This window comes from Pseudomonas duriflava, from assembly GCF_007830155.1.
Taxonomy (GTDB): domain Bacteria; phylum Pseudomonadota; class Gammaproteobacteria; order Pseudomonadales; family Pseudomonadaceae; genus Chryseomonas; species Chryseomonas duriflava.
The window spans coordinates 293,412-318,412 of record NZ_VLKY01000006.1; the positions used below are offsets into that span (position 1 = coordinate 293,412).

The following is a 25,001-nucleotide window of genomic DNA, read 5'->3' on the forward strand; positions in this document are numbered from 1 at the left end:
CCTTTAGTTAAAGAGCCCTGCATGACTGCCGTACGACTGCCTTCTGTTGATCGTCTGTTACGCCATCCCGCTGCCGCTCCGCTGCTTGAGCGCCATGGCCGGGATATCTTACTCAAGACATTTCGTGAGTTGCTGGATGAGTTGCGCGAGCCTGCACGGCATGGCCAACTCTCAGAGGTCGAGTTGAGCGAGGCGGTGTTGGCTGGCCGTGCCGGTGAGCGCTTGGCGGTTTTGACTCAGCGACAGGTTCGCCGCGTTTTTAACCTGACCGGAACGGTTTTGCATACCAACCTGGGGCGTGCATTGTTGCCTGAAGAATCCATTGAGGCCATCACGTTGGCGGCCCGTTACCCCTTGAATCTGGAGTTTGATCTTTCGACAGGCAAGCGTGGCGATCGGGATGACCTCATTGCTGGCCTTATTCGCGAGCTGACCGGGGCCGAAGCGGTAACGGTCGTCAACAATAACGCCGCAGCGGTACTCCTGGCCTTGAACAGTCTGGGCGCCCGAAAGGAGGGCGTCATTTCCCGAGGCGAATTGATTGAGATCGGCGGGGCCTTTCGTATCCCGGACATCATGGCCCGGGCAGGTGTAAAGCTGGTTGAAGTGGGGACGACCAACCGCACCCATGCCAAGGACTACGAGGCGGCCATCACGGAGCGTACTGGGCTGCTGATGCGTGTTCACACCAGCAATTACACGGTGCAGGGATTTACCAGTAGCGTATCAACCCCCGACCTTGCCGCAATCGCGCGTACCCACTCGGTGCCGTTGTTGGAGGACCTTGGCAGCGGCTCCCTGGTAGATCTGACTCGCTGGGGGCTGCCCAAGGAGCCGACCGTGCAGGAGGCCCTGCGTGACGGTGCCGATATCGTGACGTTCAGTGGCGACAAATTGCTGGGCGGCCCTCAATGCGGCCTTATTGTAGGCCATAAGGACCTGATCGCCCGTATTAAGAAGAACCCGCTCAAGCGTGCCCTACGCGTGGACAAGCTCACCTTGGCCGCTTTAGAGGCTGTCTTGGCACTTTACCGTGATCCTGATCGGCTAGGTGAGCGGCTTACCAGCCTGCGTTTGCTGTCGCGTCCTCAAACCGATATCCAGCAGCAAGCCAGTCGGCTGGTCGCGCCCTTGTCACAGGTTCTGGGTGAGGGGTGGCTTGTCTCGACCGAGGCGACGCTTGGTATGATCGGCAGTGGGACCCAGCCTGTTGCACGCCTGCCCAGCGCCGCGCTGTGTTTGCGCCCCACTAGCTCGAAGCGGTTGCGGGGGCGCGCGCTACGTCGACTCGAAGAGGCGTTGCGACAGCTCCCCATCCCCGTTATTGGTCGTATCGATGACGATGCGCTCTGGCTGGATCTGCGTCAGCTGGATGATGAGCCCAGCTTCCTGGCGCAACTGCCGGCGCTGGCTCTGGTGGCGGAGGGCGCGGCATGATTGTGGGAACTGCCGGCCATATCGACCATGGTAAAACATCGTTAATACGTGCCCTGACAGGTGTTGAAGGTGATCGGCGCCGCGAAGAGAAGGAGCGGGGCATTACCATTGACCTGGGGTATATGTACGCAGACCTGGGCAATGGTGAGCTTACCGGCTTTATCGACGTACCCGGCCACGAGCGGTTCGTGCACAACATGCTGGCTGGTGCCAGCGGAATCGATTTGGTGCTGCTGGTGGTGGCCGCCGATGACGGGGTGATGCCACAGACTCGTGAGCACCTGGCCATTATCGAGCTGCTGGGTATACGACGAGCCCTGGTTGCCATGACCAAGACGGATCGGGTTGACGCCGCACGCATTGAGGTCGTACGGCAGGACATCGACATGTTACTAGCGGAGGGCCCTCTGGCGGGCGCGCCAGTCTTCCCGGTTTCCAGTCAAACCGGGCAGGGAGTCGACGCGTTACGTGCCGCTTTATTGAGGGAAGCAGAACAGGCTCTGGCACGTAGCGACCAGGGTTATTTTCGTCTGGCCGTTGATCGGGCTTTTAGTGTTTCGGGGGCAGGGGTAGTTGTGACCGGAACGGCTTTTGCCGGAAGGGTAGCCCTGGGTGATGAGCTGGTACTGGGTCCGCTGGGCCGCAAGGTGCGCGTACGGGGCCTGCATGCACAGAATCGTGAGGCACAGGAGGCCTATGCCGGTCAGCGCGTAGCGGTGAACCTGGCGGGCGAGCGACTCAGTGTGGAGCAGATCAGGCGAGGTGACTGGTTGCTTGATCAAACGCTCCATGCACCGTCGACCCGGATCGATATTGACCTGAAACTGCTCGCTGGTGAGCCACGCGCTCTGGCGCATTGGACGCCGGTACACGTACATCTGGGCGCACAGAACCTGACCGGCCGTGTGGCTCTTCTGGAGCACGAGGGTGCGTTGGCTCCAGGTGAGCGTACCTTGGCCCAGCTAGTGCTCAACTCACCGATTCAGGCTGTACAGGGTGACTACCTGGTACTACGGGATCAGTCGGCGCAGCGTACGATCGGAGGGGGCCGGGTGCTTGATCCATTCGCTCCGGCTCGTAATCGACGTACGCCAGCCCGCCTGGCTCAGTTAGAGGCTCTTCGCCAGGGCAGTCTGGAGGAGGCGCTGCCGCATTTGCTTAGTCAGGCGGATAACGGCATTGACCCTACTGTGCTGGTGCGCCAGTTCAACCGTCCCCGAACGGGTTGGCATTTGCCATCGCAGGTTATAGAAATAGCCACTCGGCAAGGGCCGCGTCTATTCGATACCCAGCACTGGCAGGCTTTGCAAGAGCACCTGTATGACAGTCTGGCACGCTTTCATAACGAGCAGCCCGATGAGTTAGGTCCCGACCGGGACCGCTTGCGGCGCTTTGCCTTGCCGCAGCTGGATCGACCGGTATTCATCGCCGTATTAGAGGCCGCCTTAACCGCAGAAAGGATTACAGCGAGCGGCCCCTGGTTACATCTTCCGGGGCATCGGGTACGGTTGACCGATGACGAAGAGCAATTAAAAGCCAGACTCTGGCCTTTACTCGAAGCCGGGCGGTTCGATCCTCCCTGGGTTCGTGATCTGGCCAAAGCGCTGGCTTACGACGAAGCGGCCGTACGGCACCTGTTGCGTAAGCTGGCACGCCTGGGGCAGTTGCAACAGATCGTTAAGGATTTGTTTTATCCGGAAAAAACGATCAGCCTTTTAGTCGAAATGGCGTTGCGTCTGGAGCGTGAAGAAGGGATCATTCGGGCGGCAGCGTTTCGGGATGAGCTTGGTATCGGGCGCAAACGCAGTATCCAGATTCTCGAATTTTTCGATCGAATCGGTTTTACTCGCCGCTTCGGTAATGAACGCAGGGTTCGTTCCGATAGCGCTCTGGTTCAAGAAACCGAGCGGTTAGTCTGATACGGTCAGTCTGATACAGCTCCTCTGGCTGTATCAATGGAAGGCAATCGTGCCCGGTGGCGCGGCCGGGCTTCAAACCCGGTTGGGGACGGCAGCCGTTCCCGGGTGAGTTCGACTCTCACTGCCTTCCGCCATCTTTCTCACAGCATTCCTGTAAAACGCCGTGCCTTTTTCCTGGCGTTTATCTTTCGTTATCTATACTAAAAAGTAGGCACAGTGCATGACGGTTTGTGTCAGGGTATAGCTATGCCGTTAGGGTGTAACGGAGGTGACGTATGAAAACGAGAGCAGGCTCAGCCTTTCTTTTTCTATCGCTGTTAGTAGGTCTGGGCGGCCTGAGCATGCAGGAGCCGGTCATCAACGCCGAGGCAGTTGTAACCGAGACGGCGTGCCCCTATGGCTATGAGCCTTATGGTTGTTTCGTACCCTTCGCGCGGGGCGGCGATTTTTCTTTGCTGAGCCGTATGTAGCCGTCCGGTTACAGCTTTTTCTGTAGATGCAGCAGCGCAACGCGCTGTCCTGCCGGGTTGACTCGTTCTTCTATAGACAGTGGCCTGAACCCCTGGCGGGTATACAGCAAAAGCGCGGGTGTATTGGGGTTGAAGCAGGCTGCCTGTAGAGTGGTAGCAGAATAATGCTTCCGCGCCAGGGCTTCCATAACGTCGAGCAGGTACTGCGCAACGCCTGACCGCCGGGCTGACGGCGAGACCATGACGTTGCCAAGATGACAGCATCCTCCGTGCTCCCAGCGAAAGAAATTGGCAAAAGCAACCGCTTCGCCCCGGCGCAACACGAGCGTACTGTGTTGACGGCTTTCCAACGCTGCGGCCATCTGCTCGGGTGTAAGAGGCCAGGTGGCTTTGGGAAAGGCATAGAACAGCTCATCAGGCGTTTGCACGAATTGGCATACGGCACTTAAATCCTCGAGTTCGGCGGGGCGATGGTCGAGCATGGTTATCTTACCGAGGTGGATACTGGGCCAGGATTTTACGAATCGTTGCACTGAGGGCCGCGGCACGCTGGCTGGGAATATCAGCGTTCAGGCCGCTATCCGCTTCAGCACTACCACGCCAGACCAGTTTGCCGTCACGTCCGTCCAGTAGGTCAATCTGCAGGGTTGTCACGCTGTAAGTATAAGTCTGGGTCTGGGTATAACCGCCACCCCAGGGACCCCAATAGCCCCAGGGACCACCGCCCCAATAGGGATCAGTACGCATCATCTGGCCCTGTCGCTGGTCGACGATAAGGTAACTGCGAACCTGCAGGTCGGCGCGTGTGCCAGGTTGGGCCGGACGCAGGCCGTGTTGATCAAGTTGACTGCTGATGGCATCGCGGATGCGCTGTTCAGTGAGATCGCTTTTCAGGCGTGGATCGTCCGGTTTGTATTCCAGCGCCGGCTGGGCCCACGTCCAGCTTCGGTAGGCACCAAAATCGCGGGTAGGGTCGTAATCACGGTTGACCGTATTGACTTGGCAGGCAGTCAGGGTTGAAAGCAGGGCAGTTAAGAGAAGCAGACGTCGGATCATGATGACCCTCCAGAACGATAGTTTTGGCTCATGAATAAAATTAGTGGGGTGGATACTGCTCCAGTGCGCGGCGGGCCGCTTCGCGAATGGCCCGGGCGCGTTCACTCTGATCGCTACCTCCTGTTTGCTCAGCGCTACCACTCCAGATCACCTTGCTTTGCTGAGCATCAATCAGATCAATTTTCAAGACCTGGACACGGTAGTAGCGAGGTTGGGTATGGCTATAGCCCGTTGAGCCATAGACGCCATGACCGCCCCAGCGGTCATAACCATACGGTGAACCATAACCGCCTCTACTGTAATAATCCGTGTCGTACTGGACGCGTTGTTCTTCTCGAACGGTGGCATTTACGTAGAGGTCAGGTGCATTGCCGGCCTGCGCGGGACGTAGCCCACGCTGGTCAAGTTGTCCACTAATGGCGTCGCGTACACGCCCAACGTCCATGGTTTGTGGCGTCCTGCTGCTGACCGTCACCCCCTCGGGTGTCCAGGCCCAATACCGGTAGCGGCCATAGTCGATAGGAGGTGCGGGATAGCTGGAAGGATCAATCCGTTCGGTAGCCATGGGTATCGCCGACTCCGGCAATGCGCTGGCTACGTAGGGGTTTTTCCCCTGACAGGCCGTCAGGCCCAGGACAACCAGAACGCCAACAACCAGACGACGTATCATGGAGCTCTCCTTCAGGTGACCGGTTGGCACAGCCAGTGTAGATAGCGACCCAGGCCGGCAAAGGTAGGATGACGCCGATGGGCCATTTCCATGGCGATCAGTTCGGCCTCGTCAGCTTTGCCTTGAAACTCGGTTGGCATGTAGTCATGAAATACCCGGATGCCGCTGCGGGTGACGATATGCCAGTAGGCACGCATTGCCTGTTCAAGTTCCCTGGGATCAAGGGGCTGTTGCGGTGTCAGGCCACGACCTTCGCCTGCATAGTCCTGCCGCCTGAGTTTTTTGAAATGCCCTTTAAGCAGGTTGCGGTAGATCAAGGCGTCGCGGTTGTAGAAGGCCAGTGAAAGCCAGCCTTCAGGTGCCGTTAGACGGGCCAGTGCAGGAAGAATGGCATGCGGCTCGGCCAGCCACTCTAAGACAGCATGGCAGATAACCACGTCGAACGGCGTCTCGAAACGCTCAGGCAAGCCTTGCCAGGGCGTTTCGATAAAGGTGGCATCAAGGGCCGCCTCGGCAAAACGCTGGCGGGCGCCGTCCAGCATGGGCCGGGACGGTTCAGCCAGCGTGACCTCATGGCCCTGTTGCGCCAGCCAGAGGCTCATATGGCCTAGTCCGGCCCCGATATCCAATACCCGTAATGGCCGGGGCGGAAGCACTTCCTGCAGATCGGCCTGAAGTACAGCCAGGCGAATGGCCCCCTTGGCATTGCCATAAATCTTTTCTGCAAAGCGAATGGCTCGGTCGTCAAAGAAGGTATCGCTCATGGTAGGAACCGCCGTTCGTTATCGGCCAGCTTGGCCTGTACTACTGTTTCCAGATCCAGCCCCAGCTCGGCGCACAGTTGCAGCAGGTACAGCATGACATCAGCAATTTCCTGACCGGCATGCGTTAGCTGTTCAGGTGGAAGTGCACGGGACTCGTCTTCTGTTAGCCATTGAAAGATTTCGGTCAGTTCAGCCATCTCGACACTGGCGGCCATAACCAGATTCTTGGGGCTATGGTAGCGCCGCCACTGGTTGGCATCACGAATGGCATGCAGGCGGGATGTAAGTTCGGAAAGGTCCATGCAAGGCTCCGTAAAGCCGCATGTGAGAGGTTCAATGCGGCGCTCGATAAGCGCCGCATTGTTCCATGGACAGGCTTAGCGCGTCATTAGCAGCCAGGGCGTACCGATTCCAATCCAGGCAACCAGGAACAGCAGGCCGAAGATGGCGCCGAGACGCCACCAGAGAGGGCCGGGCAGATAGCCGCTGCCGTAGTAAACCGGGCTAGGGCCAGTGCCATACGGTGTGATAATGCCCATGATGCCAATGGTGGGCAGGAGCAGCAGCACGAAGGTGTGCATATCAATACCCGGGATGCTGGCGGCGGCAGCCACCATGACCGGGAGCAGGGCAGTGGTGTGAGCCGTGGAGCTGGCGAAAAAGTAGTGCAGCAGGTAGAACGCCACGGTTAGTAGGATCATGGCCACGGTTGGGTCGAAATGGCCTAAATAGTCAGCCATCAACAGACCAAACCATTTTACGAAACCGACCATGTTCAGGCCATCCGCCAGGGCGACCAGCGTGGCAAACCAGGCAAAGGTGTTCCAGGCTGCCTTGTTGCTGAGAATATCGCTCCAGGTGACGATCCCGATGATAAGCATCAGGCTGATCACCAGCAGACCGACCAGTGCTGGCGAAATAAGAGATGTACCAAAGATCCACAGTGCTAGGGCCGTGACGACTAATGCCAGCAGAAGGAGCTCATGGCGGGTCAGTTTGCCCATCTTGGCTAACTCCTCCGCAGCCCACCTTGGGACAACGTCGCCGGACTTGAGCTCGGGTGGGCATAGCCAGTAGCTTACGAGCGGCAGGATCGCCAAGAGCAGAATGCCGACCGGTGCGGTCGCCATGAACCATTCGCCCCAGGTGACACGGATGCCGGTGGAGCTTTCCACCAGGGCCACGGCCAACAGGTTGGGCGCGATTCCTGTCAGGAACAGGGTACTGGTTACACAGGTTGAAGCGATGGCAACCCACATGAGGTAGGTGCCGATTCGGCGCATGCTCGGGTCATTCGGCTGCGAGTCGTAGAGCGGCGGCAGGTTGCGTAGTACGGGATACAACGTACCGGCGCTGCGAGCCGTATTGGAGGGTGTGAACGGTGCCAGGGCCGTATCGGCAAGCATGATGGCGTAGCCCAGCGTCAGGGTACGCTTGCCCATGGTCTTGACCAGCCAGAGCGCGATCCGCCGGCCCAGCCCGGTCTTTTCGTAGCCGAGGGCAAACATGAATGCGCCAAAGATCAGCCAGACCGTGGAGTTGGTAAAGCCGGAGACGGCCCAGGCGAAGGCCCGGTCGGCCATTTTGAAGTCGGGCTGAGCCAACTGCTCGGGAGAAAATAGGGCCCATGGCGCCAGCAATGCAGCCACTACCACGCCAATCAGGCCAATGACGGCACCTGGCAGCGGCTCGAAAATAAGCCCAACGACGCAGCCGAGAAAAATGGCAAAGAAGTGCCATGCGTGTGGCGGTAATCCTTCGGGGGCCGGCAGGACCACGATGATGAGCGCCACGATCAGCGGCGCCATGCGTATTGCCAGCGTTTTCATGTTGACTCCCATACCAAACGATAAAGGGGGGCGATCTTAGCGATTAGGAATACGGACTCAATCATTTCGTCCTAGTAATCGCTAATGGATTCGATTGGGTATGTCTATTGGCTGTTTAGTCAGCTTATGGAAGGGCCGTGTTCCAAGTGAAAAGCGCTCAATCGCTAAAGGGCATGGGAGTACTAAGCGCCAGGCGGTGAAGCCTGGCGCTGTTCTGGATTAAAGGAAGTTTTCGGCGTAGTGGCAGGCCACTTGGCGATCACCTACCTCACGTAGCGCGGGAACCTCGCTCTTGCAGCGTTCGGTGGCATAAGGGCAACGACGGTGGAAAACGCAACCGGGCGGCGGATCAAGCGGATTAGGTAGTTCGCCCTGGATCTTGATCCGCGGCTTGCTGGCATCTGGTAGCAGAGTGGGTGTGGCCGATAGCAGCATTTGCGTGTAAGGATGCAACGGTTTGTTGAAGATAGCGTCTCGCGAGCCTTTTTCCGCCGTACAGCCCAAGTACATCACCATCACCTCGTCGGCGATGTGTCTTACCACTGACAGATTGTGCGAGATGAACACATAGGCGGTGCGGAATTCTTCCTGCAGGTCCATGAACAGGTTGAGCACCTGCGCCTGGATAGACACATCCAAGGCCGACGTAGGCTCGTCCGCCACTAATACCTTGGGGTTGAGCATCATGGCCCGCGCTACGGCGATGCGCTGGCGTTGGCCTCCAGAAAACATGTGCGGATAGCGCTGATAGTGCTCGGGTCGCAGACCGACCTGCTGCATCATGGCCTGGACCTTGTCGCGCCGTTCGCTGCGGGACAGATTAGTGTTGATCACTAGCGGCTCGGCCAGCTGGTCGCCAATCTTCTGCCGGGGGTTGAGCGAGGCATAGGGGTTCTGAAACACCATCTGCACATCTCGGCGCAGCTGCTTACGGGTCTCGGCGCTGGCGCCGGTAACTTCATGCCCGCCAATATTCAGCGAGCCCGAAGTTGGCTGCTCGATCAGGGTCAGGGCACGCGCCAGGGTGGACTTGCCGCAGCCAGACTCGCCTACCACAGCCAGGGTCTTACCAGGCGCCAGATCAAAGGAAACGCCGTTCAAGGCACATACGGTCGCCTGGCCTTTGAACAGGCCGCGGGATACATGGTAATGGCGGGTCAGAGCCCGTGCGGTGAGAACGCTGTTCGCTGGTTTTTCCTGGGAAGGATTCAAATCAGGCGCGGCCATGGGTTTCTCCCGGTAGATGACTGGGGCGTTGGGATTCCGGTAGCACCTGAGGCCATTTCTCAGGGTTCAGGTTGCGGGGAAAAAAGCAGCGAACCGCACCTTCAACGGTGTCCTGTCGGTAAGGCTCAAGCGCCGGTCGTTCCAGGCAACGCGGTTGAGCATAGGGGCAGCGTGGTGAAAGCAGGCACCCGCTTGGGCGGTCATAGCGGCCCGGCACGATACCCGGTAGTGTAGACAGCCGTGCGCCCAGGCTGTGTTCCGGAATTGCCGCCAGCAGGGCCTCGGTATAGGGGTGCTTGGGCGCCTGGAAGATGTTTGGCACCTTGCCGGTTTCCACTGCCTGTCCGGCATACATCACGCACACGCGCTGGGCTGTTTCGGCCACCACGGCAAGGTCATGGGTGATCAGGATCAGGGCCATGCCTTCGTCTTTTTGCAGGTTGAGCAGGAGCTCCATGATCTGCGCCTGGATAGTCACGTCCAGCGCCGTGGTCGGTTCGTCGGCGATCAGCAGCTTTGGCTCCGCTGCAATGGCCATGGCAATGGCCACCCGCTGACTCATGCCGCCGGAGAGCTGATGCGGATAGGCAGAAAGTCGGCTTGCTGCACCGGGAATCTCTACACGCTCGAGCAATTCGAGCGCTCGCAGGCGCGCCGCACGACCACGCAGGCCAAGGTGCTGTTTGACCACTTCCTCAATCTGGTAACCCACGGTATAGCTTGGGTTGAGTGCGGTCATCGGGTCCTGGAAGACCATGGACAGGTCCTTGCCGATCAAGCGGCGACGAGCGCGGCCTTTAAGTTTCAGCAGATCCTGCCCGGCAAAGGCGAGTCGGTTTGCCGTGACGTGGCCGGGTGCATCAATCAGGCCCATCACGGCCATCATGGTAACCGACTTGCCGGAGCCGGATTCGCCAACGATGGCCAGGACTTCGCCCTGGTCGACGGTCAGGTCAAGGCCTTCCACCACCGGGATGGCGTCGTTGCCGCCAAAGCGGACATTGAGGTTTTGTATTTCAAGCAGGCTCATGACTGCACCTTCAAGCGGGGGTCCAGTGCGTCGCGCAGGCCATCGCCCATCAGGTTGATGGCTAGCACGCTCAGGAGAATGGTCAGTCCGGGCAGGGTTACGACCCACCAGGCGCGTTCGATGTAATCACGGGCCGAGGCCAGCATGGTTCCCCATTCGGGGGTCGGCGGTTGTACGCCCAGGCCGAGAAAGCCCAGCGCTGCTGCATCGAGGATGGCCGATGAAAAGCTCAGCGTCGCCTGAACGATTAGCGGCGCCATGCAGTTCGGCAACACGGTGATAAACATCAGGCGCAGCATTCCGGCACCGGCAAGACGGGACGCGGTTACGTAGTCACGGGTGATTTCACCCATCACGGCCGCCCGCGTCAGGCGCACATAAGAAGGCAGCGAGACGATGGCAATGGCGATAACGGTGTTCGCCAACCCTGGGCCGAGAATAGCTACGATCGCCACGGCCAGCAGCAGCGATGGCAGGGCCAGCATGATGTCCATGAGACGCATGATGAACGGACCAAGGCGCGTGGGCGAAAAACCGGCAATAAGGCCGAGCAGGATGCCGGGAATCAGCGAGCACACCACGGAGGCCAGGCCGATCAATAGCGACAGCCGGGCGCCATGAATCAGGCGCGACAGCAAATCGCGGCCTAGTTCATCGGTGCCGAGCAGGAACTGAGTAGTGCCGCCTTCCAGCCAGGACGGCGGCGTGAGCAAAAAGTCGCGATACTGCTCGCTCGGATTGTATGGAGCGATCCAGGGAGCGAACAGCGCGCAGGTCACGATGACAAGCATGAACAGCAGGCCACCCACGGCACCCTTGTTGTGAGAAAACGCTTTCCAGAACTCCTTGTAGGGAGACGGGTAAACAATAGTTTGTTCGTCGGCCACAGAGGCCGGGGGTAGAGTACGTTCCATAGGGCCTCCTCAGCGCTGATGACGGATACGGGGGTTGGCGAGGCCGTAGAGAATGTCTACGACAAAGTTCACTATGATGACGAGCGTAGCGATCAGCAGGATGCCGTTCTGTACTACGGGGTAGTCGCGTCGGGCAATGGCATCAATCAGCCACTTGCCCACGCCGGGCCAGGAGAAAATCGTCTCGGTCAGCACGGCCCCGGCCAAGAGGCTACCAACCTGCAAGCCCAGCACAGTCAAGACGGGAATCAGCGCGTTGCGCAGTGCGTGCACAAAGACTACCCGCGCAGGCGATAAGCCCTTGGCGCGGGCTGTACGTACATAATCCTCGCGCAAGACTTCCAGCATGGCCGAGCGGGTCATTCGGGCGATGACTGCCAGCGGAATGGTCCCCAGCACAATGGAGGGCAGGATGAGGTGGTGCAGGGCATCGACAAAGGCGCCTTCCTCGTCGGATAGCAGGGTGTCGATCAGCATGAAGCCGGTCTTGGGTTCGATGTCGTAGAGCAGATCGAGGCGGCCCGATACCGGAGTCCAACCCAGGCGCACCGAAAAGAACATGATGAGGATCAACCCCCACCAGAAGATAGGCATGGAAAAGCCGGTCAGCGAAATGCCCATTACGCCATGATCGAGCAGCGAACCGCGCTTGAGGGCCGCGATGACGCCAGCCAGCAGACCAAGCACTGTAGCGAAGATCATGGCGCAAAGCGCCAGCTCCATTGTGGCTGGAAACAGCGTAGTGAACTCATGCCAGACGTTATCACGGGTGACCAGGGACTGGCCCAGGTTGCCGTGGGCGAGATTACCCAGGTAATCGAAATATTGCTGATAAAGCGGCTTATCCAAGCCGAGCCGATGCAGCGCTTCGGCATGCATCTGTGGGTCGACACGCCGCTCCCCCATCATGACTTCTACCGGATCGCCAGGAATCAGGCGGATCAGGGAAAAGGTCAGCAGCGTGACACCGAAAAACGTCGGTATCAGCAGGCCCAGACGTCGGGCAATAAAACTGAACATGAGATCAGGTACTCCTCTCAGTAGCCAACACTTGTGGCATCGGCTGTTTCCGCTCTTATTCCACGTGGGTGGTGGCGAAATTGTTATTGGTCAATGGGCTCAGGTGAAAGCCCGTGACGTTCTTGTGGGTGACCGTGAACAGCTTGGGATAGGCCAGTGGAATCCAGGGGGCTTCGTTATGAAAAATCACCTGGGCCTGCTTGTAGAGTTCGGCCCGCGCCTGTTCGTCCAGACTGCCTCGGGCTTGATTGAGTAAGGCATTGAAAGCGGGGTTGCACCAGCGCGCCATGTTTTCTCCTGACGTAGCCGCGTCGCACGATAGATTGGGTGTAACGAAGTTGTCGGGGTCCCCGTTATCGCCCGCCCAGCCCATAAACACCAGGTCGTGCTCGCCCTGCTTGGCCCGGCGAATCAGTTCGCCCCATTCCAGTGATCGGATGTCTAGCTGAACGCCAACCTTGGCCAGATCCGCCTGTAGCATCTGGGCACCCAGCGCAGGATTGGGGTTGGTCGGTCCTCCTCCGGAGCGAGCAAAGACGGTCAGTTTCAAGCCGTCCTTAACGCCGGCCTCCTTGAGCAGGGCGCGGGCTTTTTCAGGATCATAAGACCAGTCCTGCACGTCATGGTTGTAGCCCAGCAGAGTGGGCGGGTAGGGATTCACCGCCGGGACGGCATTGCCTTCGCCAAACAAGGCCTTTACGTAGGCCTGCTTGTCGAAGGCCAGGTTCAGCGCCTGGCGAACCCGGGCATCGTTCAACGGCGGGTGCTCGGTGTTCAGGGCAACATAGGCGGTCAACAGGGCTTCGCCTTCATGCAGGGTCAGATTCGGATCCTGGCGGATCGACGAAATATCGTCCGGCTTGGGATAAAGGCCCACCTGGCACTCCCCGGCGCGTACCCGTTGCAGGCGTACGTTGCTGTCTTGAGTGATCGCAAAGATCAGACTGTTTGCTGGCGGTTTGCCAGCATAGTAGTCCGAGTTGGCCTTGTAGCGTATCTGCGCGTCTTTAGTGTAGCGGCTGAGAATGAATGGACCGGTGCCGACAGGTTTGAAATTAAGCTGGTTGAATTGCCCGGCCTTTTCCAGTTGAGCGGCATATTCCGCCGAGTAGATAGAGGTGAACGGCATGGCCAGATCACGCAGGAAAGGAGCTTCCGGACGTTTAAGGACAAAACGAATCGTATGCGTGTCGACCTTGCTGATGGACTGGATCAAGTCCTTCAGGCCCATGGCTTCGAAATAAGGGAAACCGTTCTGCGCTTTGTTGTACCAGGGATGGTTAGGGTCGAACTGGCGCATGAAGCTCCACAGCACATCGTCGGCATTAAGCGTACGGGTGGGCTTGAAATAGTCTGTCGTTTGGAACTTCACGCCTGCGCGTAAAAAGAAGGTATAGGTCTTGCCGTCCTTGCTGATCTCCCACCGCTCCGCCAGTCCAGGCTCGATGTCGGTCGTCCCAGGCTTGAAGTTTATCAATCGATCAAAAACGGTTTCGGCCGAAGCGTCTGACGTAGTGGCGGCGGTGTACTGAGCAATATCGAACCCTTCGGGGCTTGCTTCGGTACAAACGACCAAGGGCTTGGCCTGGGCGCAGGTGGCGCCCAGGAGACTAAGGACAAGAGCAATTCGGGGAAGCGCCAGCATGCAGGCTCCTAGTGGGGTTGCGCTTACGGCCGGTTTCGCCTGCCATCCCTGGCGAGCGGGCCGTTACTTTTATCGTGAGTGGCTTAATCCAAGCGCACCGTGGAAAAATCGTTATTGCCCAGCGGGCTCATGACGAAACCGCTGACTCGGGTTGAGGTGGCGGTATAAATCAATGGCTGGGCGGTTGGAATCCAGGGGACTTCTTCATGAAAGATCACCTGTGCTTCACGATAGAGCGCGGCGCGTTGCTCGGGATCTGGAGTCCGGCGGGCGCGCTCTACCAAACTATCGAAGGCTGCGTTGCACCAGCGTGCGCGGTTTTCGCCATTGCGGGCCGCGGCGCAGGTAAGATTGGGCGTCAGGAAATTATCCGGGTCGGCGTTATCGCTCACCCAGCTCATGCTGAGAATGTCGTGCTCGCCCTGCTTACCGCGACGGACAAATTCACCCCATTCATACTGGCGAATGTTGACCTTGATGCCGATCTTCGCCAGGTCGGCCTGGAACAGCTGGGCCACGCGTAGCGTACTGCCCGTAGGGCCCGAGCCGTTGGAAGTCATGTAGGTAAGTTCGAAGCCGTTCGGGTAACCCGCTTCGGCCAGGAGGCGACGGGCCTCCTCTGGGTCGTACGGCCATGGTTCGATAGCGGTGTTATAGCCCAGCAGGGCAGGCGGATAAGGCCCCCAGACAGGACGGGCCGTATCGCCATACAACGCCTTGAGCGTGCTCGCTCTGTCTACGCCGAGCGCGATGGCCTGACGTACACGCACATCGTCCAGGGGCTTGTGCGTCGTGTTCAAGGCATTGAAGCCTATCGTTAACTGCTCGATCTGCTGCAAGCGAATGCCGGGCGCTTCGCGCAGAGCGGGAATGTCGCTCGGCTTGGGTGTCAACACGATCTGGCACTCACCTCGCCGCAAACGTTGCAGCCGTACACTGGCATCAACGCTGATTGCCTGAACCATATCGATTGCCGGCGTGCCTGCCCAGTACTCGGGGTTGGCCTTGTAACGCACCTGGGAGTCACGTACGTAGCGATCAAACACGAAGGGGCCTGTTCCGACTGGCTTGAAGCTCAAATCGTCCGTTCTGTTCTGCTGGAGCAGCTGACCGGCATATTCAGCAGATAGAATCGATGTGAACCCCATGGCCAGGTTAGCCAGAAAAGGTGCTTCCGGATGCTTGAGCGTAAAGCGGACGGTGTAGTCATCCAACTTTTCAATACGTTCGATGATTTCGCTCAGACCCATCACTTCGGCAAAGGGGTAACCAGTGCCGGAGCGCTCGTACCAGGGGTGAGCGGGATCGATCTGACGCTGAAAGCTCCAGATCACATCGTCGGCTATCAAAGGGCGCGTCGGCTTGAAATAAGCCGTATGGTGAAACGCTACGCCTTTACGCAGATGAAACGTGTACTGCAGACCGTCAGTACTGATCTCCCACCGTTCCGCCAGCGAAGGTTCGAGCTCCGTGCTGCCTGGCTTGAAATCAACCAGGCGGTTGTATAGCGGCTGATCCGCAGCATCGGCGCTGTACCGCGAGGTATGCCGCGCGGGGTCGAAGGTTTCCGGACTGCCTTCGGTGCAAACAACCAACGTTTTAGCCTGAATAGGCAGGGCAGCGGTTAACACGGCGGCCAGCAACCAGGTATGGGGTTTACATACAGCATTCATCGTTTGATCAGGCTCCTGGGTGAAGCGTATGCCATTGGAGTAACCACGGCCTTGCCGAGTACGGGATTACGGCATTCAACACACGCAACCTCTGTGCATCCAGGCTGCGCGTGTTGAGGGTATAAGCGTGGCCGTTCTTCATTCGGCGAGACTAACGCCATAGAAGGCACTAAGGCCGAACGGACTGATCTTGAAACCCTGGACGTTATGGCGCATGGGTTGATACACGATGGAATGAGCAATCGGCGTGATCGGGACAGCCGCTTTCAACAGATGTTGGGCCTGTTGATAGAGCCGGATACGCTCGTCCCGGTCGTTGCTCACCTTGGCCTGTTTGATTAACGCGTCATAGGCAGGGTCGCACCACTTAGAATAATTGCTGCCGTTGACGGCATCGCAGCTATAAAGCACGCCAAGCCAGTTGTCCGGGTCGCCGTTATCGCCCGTCCAGCCGTAAATCATTACGTCGTGCTCACCCTGACGGGCGCGCTTGATGTATTCGCCCCACTCGTAGCTGACGATGTTGGCCTTGATGCCAATTTTGGCCCAATCAGACTGGACCATCTGCGCGGAAAGCCGCGCATTCGGGTTGGAGGCCCGTACCACGGGCATGGCCCATAAACTGATTTCAGTACCTTTCTTGATACCGGCCTGTTTGAGCAGGGCTTTTGCCTTTTCCGGATCGTACGGGGCGTCCTTGATCGTTTGATCATAGGACCATTGTGCGGGTGGAAGGGCATTGGTTGCCAACTGGCCGTTACCCTGGTACACCACGTCGAGAATGGCCTTCTTGTTGATCGCCATGTCCAATGCCTGACGTACCGCCAGTTGGTCGAGCGGCGGATGGGTCACGTTGTAGGCGAAATAACCCAGATTGAAACCAGGCTGTTGCAGGACCTTGAGCGCTGGGTCCTGCTTCATCTCGGCTATATCGGCCGGGCGTGGATAGCCGCTTACCTGGCACTCGTTTGCCTTGAGCTTTTGCAGGCGTGTCGCTGCATCTGTCGTGATGGCAAAGATGAGGTTATCAAGCTTGACGTCCTCGGGCTTCCAATAGTCCTGGTTACCCTTGTAACGGATCACCGCGTCCTTCTGGTAGCGGCTAAACACGAACGGGCCGGTACCGATAGGGCGCTGGTTGATTTCGGCGGCCTTGCCGGTCTTGAGCAACTGATCGGCATACTCGGCGGACTGAATCGACGCAAAGCTCATCGCCAAGTCAGAAGCGAAGGCTGCATCGGTTTGGTTCAAGGTAAAGACGACCGTGTAATCGTCCTTCTTTTCGATCCGGGCGATGTTCTTGTTCAGGCCCATGTCCGAAAAATAAGGGAATTCACTGGGGTAGGCCGTACGGAACGGATGGTTCTTGTCGAGCATGCGTTGAAAGGTGAACAGCACATCGTCCGCGTTGAACTCACGGGTCGGCTTGAAGTAGTCAGTCGTGTGAAATTTCACGCCGCGACGCAGGTAAAACGTGTAGGTCTTGCCGTCTTCCGAGACATCCCAGCGCTCGGCGAGTCCGGGCACGAGCGTGGTGCCGCCCCGTTCAAATTGCACCAGCCGGTTGAAGACCGTCTCCGCCGAGGCATCGAACTCGGTACCCGACGTATACTGCGCTGGATCGAACCCGGCCGGGCTCGCCTCTGAGCAATAAACCAGGGTATTCGCGGCATGCGCCAGCGAGGGTCCGGCCAGCAAGCTGGCGACCAATAAGGAAGGCAAAAGTGTAATACGCATATGGACCTCAGCTGATCAAATGAAAAGAAGCGTACATGACCGTCATGCACGCTTCTTGAGTAATCACTTGTCGACGCTGACGCCGTAGAACGAGTTCAGTGCAAACGGACTGATCTTGAAATCCTGCACTTCCTTGCGCATGGGTTGGTAGACCGTCGAGTGCGCGATGGGAGTAATCGGCACCTGCTGCTTGAGGATCTGCTGGGCCTGCATGTACAGCGTGCTACGCTCGCCCTGGTCGCTAATGCGTTTGGCCTTCTTGATCAGCGCGTCATAGTCCTTGTCACACCAGCGAGAGTAGTTATTACCGCCAATGGCATCGCAGCCGTATAACGTGCCTAGCCAATTGTCCGGATCGCCATTGTCCCCGCTCCAGCCAATCAGCATGATGTCATGCTCACCGTCCTTGGCGCGCTTGTTGTACTCGCCCCATTCATAGCTGACGATACGAGTCTTGATACCGATCTTGGCCCAGTCGGACTGCAACATCTCAGCCATCTGGCGGGCGTTCGGGTTATAGGGGCGTTGTACCGGCATAGCCCACAGGGTGAACTCGGTGCCTGGTTTTACACCAGCTTTGGCCAGTAGCTCTTTGGCCTTTTCCGGATCGTAAGGCGCATCCTTGAGTGATTCATCATAGGACCACTGGGTCGGCGGCATACCGTTTACGGCAACTTGGCCCGCGCCTTGGTAGATAGCATCGACGATGGCCTTCTTGTTAACGGCCATGTCCAGCGCTTGGCGTACTTCCAATTTGCCCAGGTCTCCATGCTCAACGTTGTAGGCGATGTAGCCATCATTAAAGCCGGGCTGAGACGGCATGTTCAGGTTCGTATCGTTTTTCAAGGACTCCAGATCTGCGGGGCGGGGCAGAAGCGTGATCTGACACTCGCCTGCCTTGAGCTTTTGCATCCGAACCGAGGCATCAGTATTAATGGAGAAGATAAGGTTATCGAGCTTGACGTCCTCGGGCTTCCAATAGTCCTTGTTACCTTTGTAACGGATCACCGCGTCCTTCTGGTAGCGACTGAACACGAACGGGCCGGTACCGACGGGTTTCTGGTTAAGATCGGTAGCCTTGCCCTGTTTGAGTAGCTGATTGGCGTACTCTGCCGAGTGGATTGAGGCAAAGCTCATCGCCAGGTTCTGGATGAAAGCGGCATCAACTTCGTTTAGTACAAAGCGAACCGTATGCTCATCCATCTTTTCGATCTTGGCGATATTGCTATCCATGCCCATACCCGTGAAGTACGGAAACTCAGTAGGGTAGGCCTTACGGAACGGATGATTCTTATCAAGCATGCGCTGAAAGGTGAACAGCACGTCATCCGCATTGAACTCACGGGTCGGTTTGAAATAATCAGTCGTGTGAAACTTCACACCCTCACGCAAGTGGAACGTATAGGCCTTCCCGTCCTCGCTAATGTCCCACGTGGTGGCCAGTCCTGGGATAACTCGGGTACCGCCTCGCTCGAACTGGATCAGGCGATTGAACATGGTTTCCGCACTGGCATCAAAATCCGTGCCTGTAGTGTATTGCGCCGGATCGAAACCAGCCGGACTGCCTTCAGAGCAGAACACCAGATTACTGGCCGCTTGAGCAAACGGGATGCCGGTAAATAAAGCAGCTGCGATCAAAGGGACCACTATCTTCTTGTGCATGCAGACCTCGGGTTGGCTGATGTCCAGAACCAGGACCGAAGGTGCGGCCTGGGTCATATCGAAACAGATGCGACCTTTTGGGTCATCGGCCAGCAGAATGCAGATGTTGTGCCCTTAAAAAAGTGACTGATCGGTCAACTTGTAATACGGCAGCTTCCTGTATGTTTATGGCGCATCAATATAAAAATGTATCCAGACGGATAAGAGAAAGAGGGCTGAGGGAGCGGTAACAGGGTAGATCCGTGTTACCGCAGATCTGAAGGGAACTGTTTCGGTGCGTAATTGGAAGTGAATCTGCACTAAATCAAGGCATTTGGACTTCAATCGTCCCGTCTGCCGAAACGGAAACCTCACTTGTTCCAGCTTCTATGTCCTGTACTGGCGCGCTTTCCGCCATCATTGATTTGGCACGCAGCATAGGGATCGGGCGGGATACCTGATTGGTATTCAGCGTTAGGTTGACAAGTTTATAACCCGAACCGCCCAGGGCCTGGGTAGTTAGTTCGGCACGTGCCTTGAACGCATCCACTGCCGCTTTGATCAGGCTGTTCTCGCTTTTTTTGCGGGTTGTATCCGCCACGCTAAACTCCATTCCGCCCATCTTCAGATCTCCCAGTAACTCGGCGGTAAGGCGAGACAAGCTGGCAAAATCACTGCTTTGCAGGCGGATCTCGCCGCGCTCGCGCCAACCGGTAATCGTCTGGCCCTTTTCATCATAAAGCGGATAGCTGTTGCGGCTCCCAAGGCTCACCTCTACGCCCTCGGTCTTGCGTGCCGCCGCAAGGCTCTGATTGAGCGTCTGGGTCAAACCAGCAGCTAGCGCAGCGGGATCGGTACCTTGCACTTCCGTATACAACGTAACGTGCATTCGATCACGAGGGATTTCCTGGCCAACTTCGGCGCGCAGGCTGATCTGGTTGTAGTGCGGTGTGTCCGCCTGTGCGATAGAGAGCAGAGCAGGCACGGTATAGAGCGCGCCCAGCAGAACGGTCGTCACGACGGGGCGAAAAAAGACAGGCATCATAGGGCTCCTTCTGGGTTATGGTCTCCGCCTGCTCTGCATTTCACTTCATGCGGCGCTATGTCGCGCAGCGATAAGCGAACAGGGGGGCCAGCCCTCGTTATACTCGCTGATCTTGCCTGGATAAATACATGTTTGAATCTCCTGTGCAGTGGCTGTCAGCCAGCCGTCAAAACCTTGGACGCCTTGTTTTAATTCGCCTGCTGGTCCTGGCGGCCCAGGCCGGTTCGGTTGGCGCAGCCTGGCTCTCCGGTATCGTTGTGCTGCCCTGGCTGGCCATCAGCATTACCTTGGGCGCGTCCGCGCTCCTGTGTGGGTTGACTGCTCTACGGCTGGCGCGTCCATGGCCGGTGACCGAGCAGGAGTATGCGGCGCAACTGGCGTTCGACTTGGTCATCCACAGTCTGCTTCTGTATTTTGCCGGAGGCTCGACCAACCCCTTTGTGTCCTATTATCTGGTACCGCTAACTATCGCGGCAGCTACCCTGCCATGGTTGTATACCTTACTGCTGGCTGGCCTCGCGCTGGCCAGCTTTACCTTGATGCTGATCTGGTTTCGCCCGCTTGAACTGCTGGTCAGCCCGGGCGGGCAAACGCTTAGTTACGGAATGTGGCTCAGCTTTGCCCTGTCTGCTGTGCTGATTACTTTTTTCGTAGCGAAAATGGCCGAAGCCTTGCGTCATCAAGAGCTGCAACAGGCTCAGCGGCGGGAGCAAAGCATGCGTGACCAGCAGCTCCTGGCCGTGGCGACTCAGGCCGCTGGAGCGGCTCATGAACTCGGTACGCCTCTTTCCACCATGAGCGTATTGCTCAAGGAACTCCGCCAGCAATACAGGGACACCCCTGATCTGCAGGAAGATCTGGCGCTGCTGCAGGATCAGGTCAAGCTATGCAAGGAGACCCTGCAGCAACTGGTCCGGGCCGCCGAAGCGGATCGTCGGCAATCGATCCATGAGCAGACGGCGGTCGAGTGGGTAGAAACGGTACTGGGTCGTTGGCACCTGATGCGCCCGGAGGCGACTTACCGCTTTCAATGTACCTGCGTCGGAACGCCCCCGCGCTTGATTCCGCCTACCGATCTTACCCAGGCGCTGCTCAATCTTCTGAACAATGCCGCCGATGCCTGCCCTGACAACCTTACCGTCACGCTGTCTTGGGATGCTCGGGACATTTGCCTGTCCATTCGCGATCATGGAGCAGGCGTTCCTCTGGCCATTGCCGAACAGATCGGCAAGCCATTTTTCACGACTAAAGGCAAAGGGTTCGGTCTAGGGTTATTCTTGAGTCAGGCAAGCGTGACCCGTGCCGGTGGCACCGTAAAGCTGTATAACCATGAAGAAGGCGGCACACTAACCGAACTGCGGTTACCCCGTCAGTATCCCTTGGCCTGATCGGCTGTCGCGAGGCGAACGATGAGCGAAGATATTCAACACGACGATGATCTGCCGCACCTGCTGCTGGTAGACGACGATACAACATTCACACGCGTACTGGCGCGCGCCATGGAGCGCCGCGGACTGCGCGTTACAGTGGCCAGTTCAGCCGAAGAAGGCCTGGTTCTGGCAAAGCAGGACCTACCCGATTACGCCGCACTCGATTTGAAAATGGAAGGTGAGTCCGGCCTGGTTCTGTTGCCTAAACTATTGGAGCTACACCCGGAGATGCGGGTGGTTATCCTGACAGGCTACTCAAGTATCGCAACCGCTGTCGAAGCGATTAAGCGGGGTGCTACTAATTACCTGTGCAAGCCGGCCGACGCTGACGATGTACTAACGGCATTGCTCTCTCAGCATGCTGATGTCGATACCCTGGTGCCCGAAAATCCCATGTCGGTTGATCGACTTCAGTGGGAGCACATCCAGCGTGTGCTCAACGAGCACGACGGTAATATTTCCGCTACGGCCCGTGCCCTGGGCATGCACCGGCGCACCCTGCAGCGCAAGTTGCAGAAGCGTCCGGTTCGACGCTAGGGCGAGAGAAAGGGCGCTAAGATCGGTAGAGCCCTTTCGTTTACGTCAACTTTGTAATTATTTGTTACGTTTGTCGTGACAGAATCCGTTCAGCTTGGCTGCCCTATCATTGGCGGTTTGTTTCCGATGCAGCCGAGCGTGAGCGATGAGTAAACCTGATACGCCCATTCCCCCTATCTACGGCTCTTCCCATGGACATTTTCTCTCCCGTGTCTGGGCGTTAATCACGCCTTACTGGCGTAGTGAAGAAAAGGGAAAAGCCTGGCTACTGCTAATCGTCGTGATTGCACTGTCGCTGGGTGGGGTAGGGTTATCAGTGGCGCTGAACAGCTGGTATCGCTATTTCTATGATGCTCTGCAGAACCGAGACCTGGCATCGTTCACGCGGTTAATGCTCTATTTCTGCGGGCTGGCTGCCGCCTTTATCCTGCTGGCGGTCTATCGTCTCTACCTGACGCAGATGTTGACCATCAACTGGCGCCGCTGGCTGACGGAAAAGCATTTTGGTCTGTGGCTAAGCCAGCGCAATTACTATCGCCTCGAGCAGCAGGGCGGCGCAGACAACCCAGACCAGCGGCTCGCTGACGATATCAACAGCTTTACCGACATGACGCTTTCCCTGGGGCTCGGGTTTATCCGCACCTTGGTCAGCCTTGTCTCGTTTAGTGTTATTTTGTGGGGGCTGTCCGGCAGTATCGAGCTGTTCGGGATCACCATTCCCAGCTACATGTTCTGGGCCGCTCTTGTCTATGCCCTTATCGGTACGGTACTGACTCACTATATCGGGCGTCGTCTCATTGGATTAAACAACCAGCAGCAGCGTTATGAGGCGGATCTGCGTTTTGGCCTCATCAGGGTACGTGAGAACGCTGAAAGCATCGCACTTTACGGCGGCGAGCGGAGCGAGCAACACCGGTTGATGGGACGTTTCCACAATGTGTGGAGCAACTTTTGGCAGCTGATGCGCTACCAGAAGCGCTTGACCTTCTTTACGGCCAGTTACAGCCAGGTCGCCTCGGTTATCGGAATTGTACTGGCCGCGCCGCGCTATTTTTCCAATCAGATCCAGCTGGGCGAGCTTATGCAAATCAATTCGGCCTTTGGCAATGTGCAAGACAACCTGAGTTGGTTTGTTGATGCCTATGTCCAATTGGCTGTCTGGCGTGCAACCTCTGATCGTATTCTCAGCTTCCGCGAGGCGATGCGCGACAATCAGGCACAGCGCTCACAGATTGAAGTGGAGCCTGCTGGTAATGCGGTGGAGTTTGATGATCTGAGCGTTTCCCTGGCGGAAGGGCGGCCATTGATCGACGCGGTCAAAGGACGTATCGAGGCGGGTGAAAATGTCTTGTTGAGCGGACCTTCAGGCGGTGGGAAAAGTACATTACTGCGCGTACTGGCTGGCCTCTGGCTCTATGGTGGCGGCAAGGTGAACGTGCCCGCAACGCGCTGTCTGTTCCTGCCGCAGCGGCCCTATCTTCCTATCGGTACATTACGCGCGGCCTTGTGCTATCCCAATGAAGATAACCCCTATCCGGATGAGCATATCGAGACGGTATTAAAGCAGTGCCGGTTGGCCCACTTGATTAGTCGTCTGGATGAATCCCATCATTGGGAAAGACGCCTTTCGCCAGGTGAGCAACAGCGTCTGGCTATTGCGCGAGCTGTGCTCTATGCACCACGCTGGCTCTTTCTTGACGAAGCGACATCAGCTTTGGATGAACGTGACCAGGCTACTATGTATGCGCTACTGCATGAGCTCCTGCCGGAAACTACATTGATCAGTGTGGGCCACCGTAGCAGTCTGCAACGCTTTCATCAGCGTTATTTGCGGCTGGAAGATGGCAGGCTGCAAGACATCACGCATCAGGTTGCGCCGTCGCCAGTGCTATGAGACGGTCATCCTACCTCTGTGTTGCGCTATGATGAAGCTTATTCTTTCAATCGCTGACTATCATCATGCAAAACACCGATCTGAATGGACGTCCACGTAAAAAGTCCCGCAGCCTGGCTGAAAATGTCGTCGAAGCCGTAAAAGCACGTATCCGTGATGGTGAACTTAAGCCAGGCGACAAGTTGCCGACCGAGTCGGCCATCATGCAGGAGCAGGGCGTCAGTCGTACCGTTGTACGAGAGGCTATTTCCCGGCTGCAGGCTGCGGGACATGTGGAAACGCGGCATGGTATCGGCACCTTTGTCCTGGATCGGCCAGCAGAGGGTTCCCTGTTCATTGATCCAGCCACAATCACTACCTTGCGGGACGTGCTGGCTATGCTGGAGTTGCGTATTAGCCTGGAAGTCGAGGCAGCAGGTCTCGCTGCGCAACGGCGTACGGATGAGCAGCTACAGGAAATACGTCGCCTGCTCGACGAGATGAAGGCACGTAGCAGTCAGCCTAACGAAGCTGTTAGTTTTGACTTGCAATTCCATTTGCAGATTGCCTTGTCTACCGGCAATCAATACTTCAGCGACATCATGTCGTATCTCAGCACGGTGCTTATTCCGCGAACGCGCCTGAACTCGGCCTATCTTGCCCATGATGATCAGCAGCGCTACCAGCTCCGGCTTGATAGCGAGCATGAGGATATCTATAACGCCATTGCCCGCCAGGATGCCGAGGCCGCCCGCGCAGCCATGCGATTACACCTGACCAACAGCCGGGAGCGTCTACGCCGGGCTGATCAGGAAGCGGCCAGCACCCTCGAGAAAAAAGCTTAAAAAAATTTACGGGTAGGGTGTTGTACCGGTGCACGCCTAGTTGTACGATGACTGACAACGAGTAGATAAGCTCGTCATTCATAACCACATGTATGCCGTCAGGCCAGGGTGCACACAATGACGCCACAAGAACTCAAGCACACCCTCTCATCCGGATTGCTGTCTTTTCCGGTGACCGATTTCGATGTGCAGGGCAACTTCCGCCCCGATACCTATATCAAGCGCCTGGAGTGGCTTGC

General features: G+C 57.4%; 22 protein-coding genes, 1 tRNA gene and 1 pseudogene. 9 read left to right on the forward strand and 15 right to left on the reverse strand.

Features of this window, described 5'->3' with window-relative positions; all coding sequences use genetic code 11:
• The first annotated feature begins 21 nt into the window (after positions 1–21).
• The 4 genes from selA to IQ22_RS11025 all read left to right on the forward strand — a co-directional run bounded on the left by selA (position 22) and on the right by IQ22_RS11025 (position 3,826).
• On the forward strand, positions 22–1,437 hold the full coding sequence (selA, locus tag IQ22_RS11010) for an L-seryl-tRNA(Sec) selenium transferase (protein WP_145141676.1): 1,416 nt from the start codon (positions 22–24) through the stop codon (positions 1,435–1,437).
• Entirely contained in the window at positions 1,434–3,356 is a 1,923-nt protein-coding gene (gene selB, locus IQ22_RS11015) for a selenocysteine-specific translation elongation factor (protein ID WP_145141678.1), read from the forward strand. Before selA ends, selB begins: the two co-directional genes overlap by 4 nt.
• A gap of 38 nt (positions 3,357–3,394) precedes the next feature.
• Positions 3,395–3,490 (forward strand) — tRNA-Sec (locus tag IQ22_RS11020).
• Positions 3,491–3,631: 141 nt separating this feature from the next.
• The gene (locus IQ22_RS11025; RefSeq protein ID WP_145141680.1) at positions 3,632–3,826 is read left to right on the forward strand and encodes a hypothetical protein; all 195 of its coding nucleotides are present in this window, start codon (positions 3,632–3,634) and stop codon (positions 3,824–3,826) included.
• Between the two features lie 8 nt (positions 3,827–3,834).
• Here the strand turns inward: IQ22_RS11025 and IQ22_RS11030 are convergent, their stop codons facing one another.
• The 15 genes from IQ22_RS11030 to IQ22_RS11100 all read right to left on the reverse strand — a co-directional run bounded on the left by IQ22_RS11030 (position 3,835) and on the right by IQ22_RS11100 (position 20,074).
• The gene (locus IQ22_RS11030) at positions 3,835–4,308 is read right to left on the reverse strand and encodes a GNAT family N-acetyltransferase (RefSeq protein WP_145141682.1); all 474 of its coding nucleotides are present in this window, start codon (positions 4,306–4,308) and stop codon (positions 3,835–3,837) included.
• A gap of 7 nt (positions 4,309–4,315) precedes the next feature.
• The gene (locus IQ22_RS11035; protein WP_145141684.1) at positions 4,316–4,882 is read right to left on the reverse strand and encodes a DUF4136 domain-containing protein; all 567 of its coding nucleotides are present in this window, start codon (positions 4,880–4,882) and stop codon (positions 4,316–4,318) included.
• A gap of 40 nt (positions 4,883–4,922) precedes the next feature.
• On the reverse strand, positions 4,923–5,552 hold the full coding sequence (locus IQ22_RS11040; RefSeq protein WP_145141686.1) for a DUF4136 domain-containing protein: 630 nt from the start codon (positions 5,550–5,552) through the stop codon (positions 4,923–4,925).
• An 11-nt stretch (positions 5,553–5,563) separates the two neighbouring features.
• Positions 5,564–6,316 (reverse strand): methyltransferase domain-containing protein, encoded by a 753-nt coding sequence (locus tag IQ22_RS11045; RefSeq protein ID WP_145141688.1) that lies wholly within the window; start codon positions 6,314–6,316, stop codon positions 5,564–5,566.
• Positions 6,313–6,618: a nucleotide pyrophosphohydrolase gene (locus IQ22_RS11050; RefSeq protein ID WP_145141690.1), complete on the reverse strand. Its 306-nt coding sequence runs from the start codon at positions 6,616–6,618 to the stop codon at positions 6,313–6,315. Before IQ22_RS11050 ends, IQ22_RS11045 begins: the two co-directional genes overlap by 4 nt.
• Positions 6,619–6,693: 75 nt before the next feature.
• A complete protein-coding gene (locus tag IQ22_RS11055; protein WP_145141692.1) occupies positions 6,694–8,145 on the reverse strand; it encodes an anion permease in 1,452 nt (483 codons plus the stop codon).
• 219 nt (positions 8,146–8,364) lie between these two features.
• Entirely contained in the window at positions 8,365–9,372 is a 1,008-nt protein-coding gene (locus tag IQ22_RS11060) for a peptide ABC transporter ATP-binding protein (protein WP_145141694.1), read from the reverse strand.
• Positions 9,359–10,402 (reverse strand): ABC transporter ATP-binding protein, encoded by a 1,044-nt coding sequence (locus IQ22_RS11065; RefSeq protein ID WP_145141696.1) that lies wholly within the window; start codon positions 10,400–10,402, stop codon positions 9,359–9,361. The genes IQ22_RS11060 and IQ22_RS11065 overlap by 14 nt, the downstream gene beginning before the upstream one ends.
• The gene (locus tag IQ22_RS11070; RefSeq protein WP_145141699.1) at positions 10,399–11,316 is read right to left on the reverse strand and encodes an ABC transporter permease subunit; all 918 of its coding nucleotides are present in this window, start codon (positions 11,314–11,316) and stop codon (positions 10,399–10,401) included. Before IQ22_RS11070 ends, IQ22_RS11065 begins: the two co-directional genes overlap by 4 nt.
• Before the next feature lie 9 nt (positions 11,317–11,325).
• Positions 11,326–12,336: an ABC transporter permease subunit gene (locus IQ22_RS11075; protein WP_145141701.1), complete on the reverse strand. Its 1,011-nt coding sequence runs from the start codon at positions 12,334–12,336 to the stop codon at positions 11,326–11,328.
• Between the two features lie 55 nt (positions 12,337–12,391).
• The gene (locus tag IQ22_RS11080; RefSeq protein ID WP_145141703.1) at positions 12,392–13,981 is read right to left on the reverse strand and encodes an ABC transporter substrate-binding protein; all 1,590 of its coding nucleotides are present in this window, start codon (positions 13,979–13,981) and stop codon (positions 12,392–12,394) included.
• An 83-nt stretch (positions 13,982–14,064) separates the two neighbouring features.
• Positions 14,065–15,654 (reverse strand): ABC transporter substrate-binding protein, encoded by a 1,590-nt coding sequence (locus IQ22_RS11085; RefSeq protein WP_145141705.1) that lies wholly within the window; start codon positions 15,652–15,654, stop codon positions 14,065–14,067.
• Positions 15,655–15,792: 138 nt separating this feature from the next.
• Positions 15,793–17,391 carry an ABC transporter substrate-binding protein gene (locus IQ22_RS11090; RefSeq protein ID WP_145141707.1) on the reverse strand — a complete coding sequence of 533 codons (1,599 nt, stop codon included), beginning with the start codon at positions 17,389–17,391 and terminating at the stop codon, positions 15,793–15,795.
• A 63-nt stretch (positions 17,392–17,454) separates the two neighbouring features.
• Positions 17,455–19,053 carry an ABC transporter substrate-binding protein gene (locus IQ22_RS11095; protein ID WP_145141709.1) on the reverse strand — a complete coding sequence of 533 codons (1,599 nt, stop codon included), beginning with the start codon at positions 19,051–19,053 and terminating at the stop codon, positions 17,455–17,457.
• A gap of 304 nt (positions 19,054–19,357) precedes the next feature.
• Entirely contained in the window at positions 19,358–20,074 is a 717-nt protein-coding gene (locus tag IQ22_RS11100; protein WP_145141711.1) for an SIMPL domain-containing protein, read from the reverse strand.
• Positions 20,075–20,205: 131 nt separating this feature from the next.
• Here IQ22_RS11100 and IQ22_RS11105 point away from each other — a divergent pair, with 131 nt between their 5' ends.
• The 5 genes and pseudogenes from IQ22_RS11105 to IQ22_RS11125 all read left to right on the forward strand — a co-directional run.
• The gene (locus IQ22_RS11105; protein WP_145141713.1) at positions 20,206–21,465 is read left to right on the forward strand and encodes an ATP-binding protein; all 1,260 of its coding nucleotides are present in this window, start codon (positions 20,206–20,208) and stop codon (positions 21,463–21,465) included.
• 21 nt (positions 21,466–21,486) lie between these two features.
• Entirely contained in the window at positions 21,487–22,044 is a 558-nt protein-coding gene (locus tag IQ22_RS11110) for a response regulator transcription factor (protein ID WP_145141715.1), read from the forward strand.
• 145 nt (positions 22,045–22,189) lie between these two features.
• On the forward strand, positions 22,190–23,938 hold the full coding sequence (locus IQ22_RS11115) for an ABC transporter ATP-binding protein/permease (RefSeq protein ID WP_145141717.1): 1,749 nt from the start codon (positions 22,190–22,192) through the stop codon (positions 23,936–23,938).
• Positions 23,939–24,003: 65 nt separating this feature from the next.
• On the forward strand, positions 24,004–24,762 hold the full coding sequence (locus tag IQ22_RS11120) for a FadR/GntR family transcriptional regulator (protein ID WP_145141719.1): 759 nt from the start codon (positions 24,004–24,006) through the stop codon (positions 24,760–24,762).
• A gap of 117 nt (positions 24,763–24,879) precedes the next feature.
• A pseudogene (locus IQ22_RS11125) lies at positions 24,880–25,001 on the forward strand (5-dehydro-4-deoxyglucarate dehydratase); the annotation flags it as partial.

Coding starts and splice junctions, on each gene's coding strand:
- selA (WP_145141676.1), top strand. CDS start 22: ATGACTGCCGTACGACTGCCTTCTGTTGATCGTCTGTTACGCCATCCC.
- selB (WP_145141678.1), top strand. CDS start 1,434: ATGATTGTGGGAACTGCCGGCCATATCGACCATGGTAAAACATCGTTA.
- IQ22_RS11025 (WP_145141680.1), top strand. CDS start 3,632: ATGAAAACGAGAGCAGGCTCAGCCTTTCTTTTTCTATCGCTGTTAGTA.
- IQ22_RS11030 (WP_145141682.1), bottom strand. CDS start 4,308: ATGCTCGACCATCGCCCCGCCGAACTCGAGGATTTAAGTGCCGTATGC.
- IQ22_RS11035 (WP_145141684.1), bottom strand. CDS start 4,882: ATGATCCGACGTCTGCTTCTCTTAACTGCCCTGCTTTCAACCCTGACT.
- IQ22_RS11040 (WP_145141686.1), bottom strand. CDS start 5,552: ATGATACGTCGTCTGGTTGTTGGCGTTCTGGTTGTCCTGGGCCTGACG.
- IQ22_RS11045 (WP_145141688.1), bottom strand. CDS start 6,316: ATGAGCGATACCTTCTTTGACGACCGAGCCATTCGCTTTGCAGAAAAG.
- IQ22_RS11050 (WP_145141690.1), bottom strand. CDS start 6,618: ATGGACCTTTCCGAACTTACATCCCGCCTGCATGCCATTCGTGATGCC.
- IQ22_RS11055 (WP_145141692.1), bottom strand. CDS start 8,145: ATGAAAACGCTGGCAATACGCATGGCGCCGCTGATCGTGGCGCTCATC.
- IQ22_RS11060 (WP_145141694.1), bottom strand. CDS start 9,372: ATGGCCGCGCCTGATTTGAATCCTTCCCAGGAAAAACCAGCGAACAGC.
- IQ22_RS11065 (WP_145141696.1), bottom strand. CDS start 10,402: ATGAGCCTGCTTGAAATACAAAACCTCAATGTCCGCTTTGGCGGCAAC.
- IQ22_RS11070 (WP_145141699.1), bottom strand. CDS start 11,316: ATGGAACGTACTCTACCCCCGGCCTCTGTGGCCGACGAACAAACTATT.
- IQ22_RS11075 (WP_145141701.1), bottom strand. CDS start 12,336: ATGTTCAGTTTTATTGCCCGACGTCTGGGCCTGCTGATACCGACGTTT.
- IQ22_RS11080 (WP_145141703.1), bottom strand. CDS start 13,981: ATGCTGGCGCTTCCCCGAATTGCTCTTGTCCTTAGTCTCCTGGGCGCC.
- IQ22_RS11085 (WP_145141705.1), bottom strand. CDS start 15,654: ATGAATGCTGTATGTAAACCCCATACCTGGTTGCTGGCCGCCGTGTTA.
- IQ22_RS11090 (WP_145141707.1), bottom strand. CDS start 17,391: ATGCGTATTACACTTTTGCCTTCCTTATTGGTCGCCAGCTTGCTGGCC.
- IQ22_RS11095 (WP_145141709.1), bottom strand. CDS start 19,053: ATGCACAAGAAGATAGTGGTCCCTTTGATCGCAGCTGCTTTATTTACC.
- IQ22_RS11100 (WP_145141711.1), bottom strand. CDS start 20,074: ATGCCTGTCTTTTTTCGCCCCGTCGTGACGACCGTTCTGCTGGGCGCG.
- IQ22_RS11105 (WP_145141713.1), top strand. CDS start 20,206: ATGTTTGAATCTCCTGTGCAGTGGCTGTCAGCCAGCCGTCAAAACCTT.
- IQ22_RS11110 (WP_145141715.1), top strand. CDS start 21,487: ATGAGCGAAGATATTCAACACGACGATGATCTGCCGCACCTGCTGCTG.
- IQ22_RS11115 (WP_145141717.1), top strand. CDS start 22,190: ATGAGTAAACCTGATACGCCCATTCCCCCTATCTACGGCTCTTCCCAT.
- IQ22_RS11120 (WP_145141719.1), top strand. CDS start 24,004: ATGCAAAACACCGATCTGAATGGACGTCCACGTAAAAAGTCCCGCAGC.